Annotated in this window: 7 protein-coding genes; all 7 read right to left on the bottom strand. The window is 60.6% G+C overall.

The features are described 5' to 3' along the window. On the bottom strand, positions 1–146 hold a 146-nt coding region (locus tag E2F46_RS12395; protein ID WP_133322491.1), incomplete at its 3' end, for a DUF1153 domain-containing protein. 369 nt (positions 147–515) lie between these two features. Continuing rightward, the gene (locus E2F46_RS12390; RefSeq protein WP_133322489.1) at positions 516–968 is read right to left on the bottom strand and encodes a hypothetical protein; all 453 of its coding nucleotides are present in this window, start codon (positions 966–968) and stop codon (positions 516–518) included. Further along, the gene (locus E2F46_RS12385) at positions 950–1,291 is read right to left on the bottom strand and encodes an eCIS core domain-containing protein (protein ID WP_165967458.1); all 342 of its coding nucleotides are present in this window, start codon (positions 1,289–1,291) and stop codon (positions 950–952) included. Before E2F46_RS12385 ends, E2F46_RS12390 begins: the two co-directional genes overlap by 19 nt. 135 nt (positions 1,292–1,426) lie before the next feature. Then, positions 1,427–1,795, bottom strand: coding sequence for an SEL1-like repeat protein (locus E2F46_RS12380; RefSeq protein WP_133322484.1), 369 nt, complete (start codon positions 1,793–1,795; stop codon positions 1,427–1,429). Continuing rightward, on the bottom strand, positions 1,792–5,877 hold the full coding sequence (locus E2F46_RS12375) for an RHS repeat-associated core domain-containing protein (RefSeq protein ID WP_165967457.1): 4,086 nt from the start codon (positions 5,875–5,877) through the stop codon (positions 1,792–1,794). The genes E2F46_RS12380 and E2F46_RS12375 overlap by 4 nt, the downstream gene beginning before the upstream one ends. Before the next feature lie 895 nt (positions 5,878–6,772). Further along, positions 6,773–7,423, bottom strand: coding sequence for a GNAT family N-acetyltransferase (locus E2F46_RS12370; protein ID WP_165967456.1), 651 nt, complete (start codon positions 7,421–7,423; stop codon positions 6,773–6,775). A 79-nt stretch (positions 7,424–7,502) separates the two neighbouring features. Continuing rightward, entirely contained in the window at positions 7,503–9,830 is a 2,328-nt protein-coding gene (locus E2F46_RS12365; RefSeq protein WP_243720409.1) for a phosphomannomutase/phosphoglucomutase, read from the bottom strand. Between the last annotated feature and the right edge of the window lies 1 nt (position 9,831).

The raw sequence follows: 9,831 nt of genomic DNA, 5'->3' as shown, positions 1-9,831 counted from the left end.
ACCCAACTCTCGATCTCCGAGGGCGGCAGGTCGAACTGCCGGCTCGCCTCAGACACCGTTGTCTTGCCCTGGATGATGTCCAGCACCAACGCCGACTTCCGACGTGCCGTCCAACGCTTGATCTCTTCTTCCATTACCGCGCTCATCTGTGCCTCCTTGGAAAGGTTACACCTGAGCAGGAAATCACTGGGTCATTACACGCGCGGGTCAAGACCCGCCCTACGCAGACGTATAGGGCGGGTTTTAACCCGCCTTACGCGGGTTGGAACTGATCGAAGTCGCTCGCTGACGACAGCGGCTAAAAGAGAACTCGCCAGACGCATCAAGGCCCGCAGTGATGCGGGCCTTGTGCTTTTTAGGGGCTTTGTCGAGGGCGATCTATGACCCTGACCCTATCGATCGGACCCTATCGATCGTGTTGCAGCAACAAGCCAGCCGCTAAACGAGAAGCCCCGCACATGGCGGGGCTTTCGTTGTTCTTGCAGCGCGGGTCAAAGACCCGCCTTACGCGGGTTTCATTGCAATAAATCTTCGGCCATCTCGATGCATTGCGATGGATTTCCTGATGGGCGCCTATTGGCAAGGCTCTGACATAACTTCGGCAACTCCATAGCTCTAATTTCATCGCTAGAAGTGTTGCCTTTCTGCTGCGAGATTGCGAGCACTATGATGTAGTGCCTCACACTTTCGACAGTCCCACGCTTCACGATTTCACTCTTGAGATCTGCCAAAAATGCGGGCGACGATGAGGCAAAGCATCGGTCAAATCCAAAATACTCGTGATGTCTTTGTTGCGCTTCAAAGAACAACTCGATTTTTTCCTCATCCGGCAAGGTTAAACATGTCGAGTTTCGACTTGCATCGTCTAACCCTCTAAGCTTCACAAAAGCATCGCTGCCGCGATCTGCGGAAGTGCAAGCTGAGGGCGTACAAAGTAGCGCGGCTAACGCTATTTCCCGCATCCACATGGGTCGCCTCCTGCCTTATCCATTTGTGCACGAACCGCACTGGCCTTTGCCCGTGCATCAACTTCAAATGGGTTGTTCGTATAACCGAAAATCAGGTGCATGGCGCCGTAAGAAAGCCCCATGCCGAGAAGGCTCATAGACCGATATTGATCAGAATGCGTCACTTCGTGTGTCAGAAGAGTGATGCCTTCTTTCGTGTCCGGGGCATCCGGAACACCAAGATAGATAGTGTTCTTGAATGTCCAAGCATCTGCGCCGCTTGCACCGAACATTTGCGCAATTTTCGGTATGCCTTCCTGAACATCGATCTTGTCGAGATTCACGTTAGGAAGGTGGGGGCCGATGATGCCCTTCTCACACTCAGTGAGTGCCCGTAAACCGAAGGGATCAATCAGGCTGATCGGATTCCCCCCCACATAGGCATAGATGTTCGTCCGACTAGCCAAGCCAACTGGATTCTATGGATTTCTCATCTTTTCCAGCTCATCACGAGCAAGCTCTACATTGTTCTGCGCAGCTTTTTCCATCCAATAAATGGCACGTATCTTCGAATATGCATCCGACTTCCCGCGCAACATTGAAGCGTAGTTGAACTGCGATATCCCATCACCATTCTCAGCACCAATCCAACTCCAATACTCAAAGAGTTTGTCATTTCTTGTCCCGTGATACAGGGCAATTCTTCTAGCCGCAGCCTCCGACCCCCTAAGCGCCTCGTTTTCTAATCGAACCCTATCTTGAAGAGATAGGCTCTCTTGAGTCATTCCTGTCGCTGGGAAGACCACACAAGAAGCGAACAAGACCAAAGTCAAAATCATCCGTGTCATGGCCCACCCCCAGGCAAAAACACAAGATTCCCGTGGTGGCTGAAGTCCCATCCATTCACGCTCTGACCCCCTATCGCTCCTCCCAAGAAGAATGATCCGTCGGGGCGCCTCCAACTCCAAACTTCTGGCGCATATGTGGGCTTTCCGGCTGCATTGGCAAAATCACTAGCCGCGTTGTACCCAGACGCGTCTGTTTTACCTACCCGACAAGAATTGAGCTGGATGACGTCTGCCCTCTTCAATTGCTCTCGAAAGGCGGGGTTCTTGTTGAGGTGATCAAATAGCTGCTGGCCTGTAATTAGCTGTCCGTTGACCAAGAATCTTCCAGGCATTCCATGAACAGCTATCGACAATATGTTCTGTCCATCTTGATAGTTATTTACCCACCCATGCATTGGCTCATTCGTTGGAATGAGGTTGAAATCATCTAACCCAAGCGGATCAACTCGAGAAACCGGATTTCCATGAGCATAGGCATACGTGTTCAATCCACCCGCCAACCCAATCGGGTCCGATTGCAAATACCTGCCCAATCGACTGTCGTAAGTGCGGAACCCATTGTGCCAGAAGCCTGTCTCGGCATCGAAGTACTGGCCCGGGAACCCAAGGTTGACGTGACCGATGGAGCTGTAAGTCACATGCCGATCAAAGGCGAAGTTGGAGGCATGCCACACATGCTGCCTGGCCGAATTCGTAATGATCTCGGGACGCCCGAGGTGGTCGTTGTGGAAGTAGTAGAGCTGGTTGTTCCGAACCATCGCGATGGGTTCATTCCCCATCCAGATGTAATCGCTCCATGCGCCGACGTTCACCTCCGCCAGCAGCTGCGTCTGACCAGCGTAAATGGAACGGCTACTCCCCAGCGGGCCGCTCTTCGCTACTCGCTGATCAATGGCATTGGTTGTGTAAGTGGTGGTTCCCGCCGGATAGTGCTGTGTGTATTGCGCTCCCGGGCTTGGATACGCTACTGCCGCATCACGGCTCACGTTCTGGAGGTGATTGAAAGCGTCGTAGGCGTACGTTGCAGTGGTCCCGAACACGGATTGAGATAAGCGATTCCCGCGTGCGTCATAGGCGTACGCAATGTGCTGGTCATGGGCACGATTGCTGTTTGGGTCTACCGCGTATGGTACGACAGCCATGTAACCGCTTTCCGGTACCCACCAGTCGTGTTGGGTCCTGTTGCCGTTGGCATCATAGTAAAGATTCTGCGAGCCATGATGCCCGTTGGCGATGTGGCTCAGCCTCCCCAACGGATCATAGGCGTAATCAACGTTCTCGTAAGGCCTCGCCCAGTTATGGATCGACGCGATTTGATCCCGATTGTTGTAATGCAGGGTATGCCCAACGAACCCGTGGTCGTGAGTAATCGTCATTCGACCATCGAGGTCGTAAGCACGCTCCTTGATGACGCCATTGCCGTAATTCATGCGCGCCAATTGGCCGAATGGCTGATGGATCATGCCAGTGGCGACGTTGTGCGTCGTGCCTGCAATGGTGGCCTGGATAACGGATAGCCGGCCATGCGCATATCCGTACCCCACGGATGTGCCGCTGGGATACGCAATGCCTGCGATGCGCCCGGCAGGGTCGTAACTGTAGACGGTCCAGTCGTCGCTGCCGATGGTGTAATTCAGGTCGCGTCGGACCCTCAACTGCCCTTGCTGCATGTAGCCATGATGGGTCAGTGTGAGGATGTTCGCGGTGTCGGCGGTTTCGTAGCCGCAAAGCCGTCCCACGCCATTCTCGCACCAGTCATACGAGTAGCCGCGCCTGACTTGGGCGTTGCCAATGTAGTACACCCTGCCAAGCGCATCGTACTGGTAAGCAAGCTGCGAGCCGTCGTTGCGAGTGACCGTGGCGAGCTGGCCTTCCGCGTTGTACGTCAATGAAGTCGTGCCGCTGTCAGGACTCACCTGTGTGAGCAGGTCGCCAAACCCGTTGTAGACATAGCTGGTCACCTTGCCCCGCGGGTCGGTGACTGAAGACAGCCTACCCAGCACGTCGTAACCCATCGTGGTGTTGCCTGAGAGCGCGTCCACCTGAAGCGAAAGCTGGCCGCGGGAATTGTAGAGGTACGTCTCCCCGTAGCCTGCAGCATCTACCCATCCTGCAATCTGGCCATTGCCGTTGTAGTCATAGATTCTCTGCTGGCCGTTGTTGCCAATGCTGCGCTTCAGATATCCAGCCGTGTCGTACTCGTAATACTGGTCCAGCGTGGTCATCAGCGCGCCGTCCGGCGTGCCGGAATATCCAGCCCGACGGCGCGTGACCTGACTTAGTGCGTTGTAATCAAGCACTATCCGGTCGGTTGCGCCCGCCTGCTGCGCGCTTTGCATACGCACCTCGGTCCTGCGACCGATGCCGTCGTAGACAAACGTAGTGACCAAGCCTGTTGGGTCCTGGGTGCTGGCAAGTTGGTCATCGGACCGCCAGACATTGCTCCAGATTTGGTCGCCGCCGGTCGGCTGCACGGTTGTGGTTACATTCCGACCTTTGGCATCCCAGGTGTAGCGGGTGGACAGGCCGTTGGCATCGACCATCCGCCCGGGCTGGCCCAGGCCGTTGAACTCGCTCCAGGTGGTCACGTGCCCCACGCCGTTGGTGACGGACGTCAGGTTGCCGGCGGTGTCGTACTGGTACGTGACTGCATCACCCGTGCCCGCCAATGGCCCATCCACCGTGACGGTCTGGATCATCCGGTTGGCGCGGATGACGTAGGTATAGGTAGTGGTGCGCTTGGTACCCGAGGCGCAGGTGGGGGCGCAGCGCTCGACCTTCTGCAGCAGGCGGCCGTGGGTGGCGGGAAGGTCGGGGTGGTAGGTGTACAGCACCTCGGACTGGATGCTGCCGCTCTTGCCGTAATGCGACTCGCGGGTCATCAGGTTGCGGGCAGTGTCCCAGCCGTAGGTCACCCGGTACTGGTTGGCGGTGCTGTTGCCCGGCGCTGGTCCGACGCCGCTGCGCTTTTCCTGCAATTGGCCACGGTTGTTCCAGGTGTTAAAGGTCCGGTGGCCAAGGAAGTCCACTTCGCGTGCTACGTAAGTATTGGTACCGTACTCGGTGGCAGCCGTACCTCCAGCGCAGGCTGTACTGGCAGGGCGACTCACACTGCTGACACGCTTGATGCCGCCCACGTTGGTGAAGTTATAGCGCGTTGTGTAGCCAAGAGCATTGGTGACATCGGTGAAGTCTGTGCCGTAGGCGAACGTGTCACGCTCCACGGCACCCTCCCGGCCCGACCAGTCCACCCTGCCATCGGCCTTATATGCGTACCGAGTCTTGCGCACGCCGTCGATGGAGTAGCCGGTCAATGCATTTGGCTGGCTGGCATTCTCGTAGTGATACGTCTTCACGCCCAAGCTATCGGGATAGGTGACGCTGGTTAGGCGCAAACCATCGTAGCCATACGTGTAGACCTTCCCGCCAGGCGCGGTAACCGAGGTGAATCGGCCGCTGGCAAACGTCAGTGAAATCTGTCGACCAGACGTATGGGTGACCGTTTGCAGCGGACCGTTGCCCATCAAGCCGTAAGTGAACGTGTAGCCGACATCGCGTATATCGCGCAGGGAAAGTATCCTGCCATTGCCGCTATAGGCTTCGATGCCGCCATCTTCGCGGCGGAGGCGGAAGGCCCCAGTCGAGATGTCGTAGCCACCAACTGAATCCGTCCACACTTCGTCCTCCTCGATCCATGTTGTCGACTCGGGCCGAGAGTCTTCATATCGGAGGGTGCTGCTGTTCCACGTGTACCGATAGCTCACGCCATCGGGACGATGGGCGAGGATATGCGTGAACCTGTTACCGAGAGGGCATGGCTCACCATAAGGCGGATATCCAGGTGGACACATGCCGTAGCCAGGGCGCTGGGTGCCGGTGAGCGTATAGGCAAACGGATGCATCCAATGCGTACCGAAACCGTTGCCGGTGCTTTGCTTGGAATAGGTTCGCGTGAAAACGAACACGCCGTCGGCGGTGGCGAAGTCGGTTTCGTCGAGCACCTTGTTGCCAGAAGCGATAACCACAGGGCTATTCGTCTCATTAGGCAGTTCGCTGTTCTTGCAGCCATCCGGCGCTTCCATCCGTTCAGGAGTAGCCGGGACTGCTGGGCTGGACAGCCCCCCTCCGCCACCGCCGTTCGGATTGAAAAAAACACGGTTGAGGTTGGCACTCCCGCCCGATGATCCGCGAGTGCCAGTCACTGTAGTGCGATCAGTGTAATCTGGCTTACGCCCACCCCCGTCTTGTTGTTGTGACTCAGAAGCAAATATCGGCACTGAAGTCTGTGTCAACAACAGCAACAGTGTGAGGCCGCCTGTCACTACACGGCGTACGTCGGACTGACGAGATCCCGTCGAAGAGAGCGTGGACATAACCTGATCCTTCAGTGCGCGGGTCGGCGATGACCTCGTTACCGTCCCTGATGGTCCCTTGGCGACACGAGGCTGTCGCAATATGTGCAGATACACCTCAGGACTAGAACAGTCAAGGGACGGCATGCGTTGCATCCGTCCGTTCTTGGCGGGCATTTCACGACTCAACGCTGCGGCGCAGGTGTTAGTCACTCCTCTCTCCCAGCCCAGTCTCAAGAGATGGTCAGACGGGATGTGTGGCGCACGTCACTCATTCAGCAGGCGTCGCTTGCATCACCAGATTTCGCGTAGGACTGACGGCGGGTCGAGACCTGGCCCAAGCTTGGACGGTCGTCAAAAAAATGACGCGTCAACACGGTCACGATCATGGATCGCGCCCGAACATCGTTGACAGTAAATCGTGGGTGTCGGGAACTGTCGTGACTCCCTGCCAAAAAGGACCTGTTTGCACCGACATGCTTGGCCACTCGTGCCGGACGAAACTTGATTAATCCAACGCACGGGTCAAGACCCGCCCTATGCAGACGTGCAGGGTGGGTTTCAACCCGCCTACGCTGATTTCGCGTTGATTCGCTTCCAGTGCTTCGCGGCACGGGTCGCCGCCTCATGCAATCAATTTCCGATGCCGTTCGCGCTCACGCGCGTCCAGCCACAGCAGACGCTGCGTCGGCCTGCTCGCATCCACCGATGGCAGTGAAGCCGGAGGCACCGGGCGCAGGCGCCAATGTGTTCCCGCTGCGGAACGCACGGCCGCGCAAGCAACGAATCCGGCCGCGAGATGCGCACGCAGCGAGGCCTGGTTGCTTGCCTCGACGTCGGAGAAATACTCGATGCCGCCACCGAGGTGCGTGGAAATGGCGTCGAGCATGGCCGTGAGCAGCCTGCGTCCGCGCTGCGCAGGTGCGACGAACGCATCGCGGACCCAGGCCTGGCCGGGGGCCATGTCGACCTGCCGGCAGAGTTCGTCGATGTAGCGCGGAACCCCGGCCGCCACCCAGCACCATGCAACCACGTCGCCATCGTGTTCCAGCACGAGGTAGCGCAGGCCATGCGTGAAGCGGGCACGCATGCGCGCCTCGGAACGCATTTGCCCGTGGACGTGTGCGTCGGTGCAGATGCGCGCGGTATCGTCCACGCCCCACTCCGCCAGCCGCACGCCGCCTGGCAAGGGTACTGCCGGAGCGTGGTCGGCTGGACGGCGCAGGAACTGCACGTGGTGCAGCTCGATTCCAAGCCGTGCCGCGACGCGGTTCATGCCGATACCCGTTGCTGCCGCAGCCGTCGTACCCGCGATTGTCGCGGGTACGCACGGGCATCGCCTGGCCGGCGCTGGCTCAAAACGCCAGCGGCAGTTCCGGGTCGAGCGCCAGCAATTGCGCGCGGAAGTCGTCCTGGATGCGCTTGAGCGCTTGGTCGCTGTCGGCATCGAAGCGCAGCACCAGCACCGGGGTGGTGTTGGACGCGCGCACCAGGCCCCAGCCGTCGTTCCAGTCCACGCGCAGGCCATCGATGGTGGACGCGCGCGCGCCTTCGAAGTGCGCCTGCTTGCGGAAGCGTTCGACGAAGCTGTGCGGGTCGCCGTTCGGCGCCGCCACCTTGATCTCGGGCGTGGACACGCCGGCGGGCAAGGCATTGAGCGCGTCGCTGGGCGACTCCGGATCCATCGCCAGGATCTCGAGCAGGCGCGCGGCGGCATAGATGCCGTCGTCGAAGCCGTACCAGCGTTCGGCGAAGAAGAAGTGGCCGCTCATCTCGCCGGCCAGCTCGGCTTCCACTTCGCGCATCTTCGCCTTGATCAGCGAGTGCCCGGTCTTCCACATCAGCGGGCTGCCACCGTTGCGCAGGATGTGGCCTGGCAAACGGCCGGTGCACTTCACGTCGAACAGGATCACCGCGCCCGGGTTGCGGTCCAGCACGTCGGCGGCGAACAGCATCAGCAGTCGGTCGGGGAAGATGTTCTGGCCGTCCTTCGTCACCACGCCGAGGCGATCGCCATCGCCGTCGAAGGCGATGCCGAGGTCGGCATCGAAGCGCTGCACGGTGCCGATCAGGTCCTCGAGGTTGTGCGGCTCGCTCGGGTCGGGATGGTGGTTGGGGAAGGTGCCGTCGATCTCGCAGAACAGCTGGATGACTTCGGCACCGATGGCCTCCAGCACGCGCGGGCCGATTTCGCCGGCCACGCCGTTGCCGGCATCCACCACCACCTTGAGCGGGCGCGCGAGCTGCACGTCGTCGGCGATGCGGTTGACGTAGTCGCCGGCGATGTCGCGCTCGCTGTGCCCGCCGGGCGAGGGCGCGATGTGCAGGCGGTCGTCGGCGATGCGCGCATACAGGTCGGTGATGGCATCGCCTGAAAGCGTCTCGCCGCCGATCACGATCTTGAATCCGTTGTAGTCCGGCGGGTTGTGGCTGCCGGTCACCGAGATGCAGCAACCGGTGCGCAGGTGGTAGGCGCCGAAGTACGCCACCGGCGTGGGCACCATGCCGATGTCGATGACGTTGCGGCCGGCCTTGCGCAGGCCCTGCACCAGGCCGGCGACCATGTCCGGCCCGGACAGGCGGCCGTCGCGGCCGACGACGATGTCGGCCAGGTCCTTCTCGTGCATCAGCGAACCGATCGACAGGCCGATCAGCTCGGCCACGCCGATGTCGAGCGACTGCCCGACCACGCCGCGGATGTCGTAGGCGCGGAAGATGCCCTTGTCGATGGCGACCGGTGCCGGGCGCGCGTCGGCTTCACGGGCCTTGGCGGCGACGGCTTCGGCGGTCATTGCGTTGTCTTCGGCTGGCAGGGTCAGTGCTTCGGCGAGCGTGGGTGCCGGGCCCTCTTCCTCGGCCTCGCCCACGACCAGGCGCGTCGGCAGCCAGCGCCAGGTGAGATAGGCGATGAACAGCAACAACAACGAAACCGCGAACAGCGGGATACCGGTCAGGCCGAACGGGGCGCGGCCGACATGCGGTACGGCGGCGGCGACACGCAGGTTGGTACCCGGCACGGGTACGGCCATGCGCTCGGCGGCTTCGCTCTGCTCCACGTCGCCGCGCTCGAGCAGGGTCACGCTGCCGTGGCGCAGTGCGACGTAGGTGCTGGCATCCATCGGGGCGTTTTCCAGCGCGAAGGTGGCGCGCGACAGCGGCAGGCGCACGTAGGCCACGCCCAGCGTGCGCCCGTCCACGCGTGCCGGCGCCGCCAGCGCGACGGCGGGCGTGTCGCCGTCACGGATGATCCAGACCACGGCCTTGTCCTCGGACAGCGCCGCTTCCATGGCCGCCAGGCGGCCGAACCCCGCCCCGGGCAGCCCGGCGTAAGCCTGGCGCAGGTCGGGGGCCAACACTTCGGCCCGCTCCATGTGCGGCCAGTCGGTCCCCAGCATCGTGCTGGCGGCATCGAAGTCGCCGGCCTCCAGGGCCGCCTGCAGGCCGGCGGCGCCCAACCTCTCTTCCAGCCGCTTCACCTCGCCGCCCAGCGTACTGGCGGTGAGTTGCACGGTGGCATCACGGGCGATGGTGACGCCGGTGCGACGGGTGTCGTCCTGCATCTGCTTCCAGCCGTTCCACGCCAGCCAGACCGCGCACAGGGCGAGGGCTGCCGCGATGAAGGGCAGGAGTGGACGCAGCTGTGCCGCCAGCTGGCGCGCCTTGTGCGGTTCTTTCTCGGACATC

Origin of the sequence: Luteimonas aestuarii, from assembly GCF_004357985.1 — a bacterium.
Taxonomy (GTDB): domain Bacteria; phylum Pseudomonadota; class Gammaproteobacteria; order Xanthomonadales; family Xanthomonadaceae; genus Luteimonas; species Luteimonas aestuarii.
This window is presented reverse-complemented; position numbering and strand designations above follow the sequence as displayed.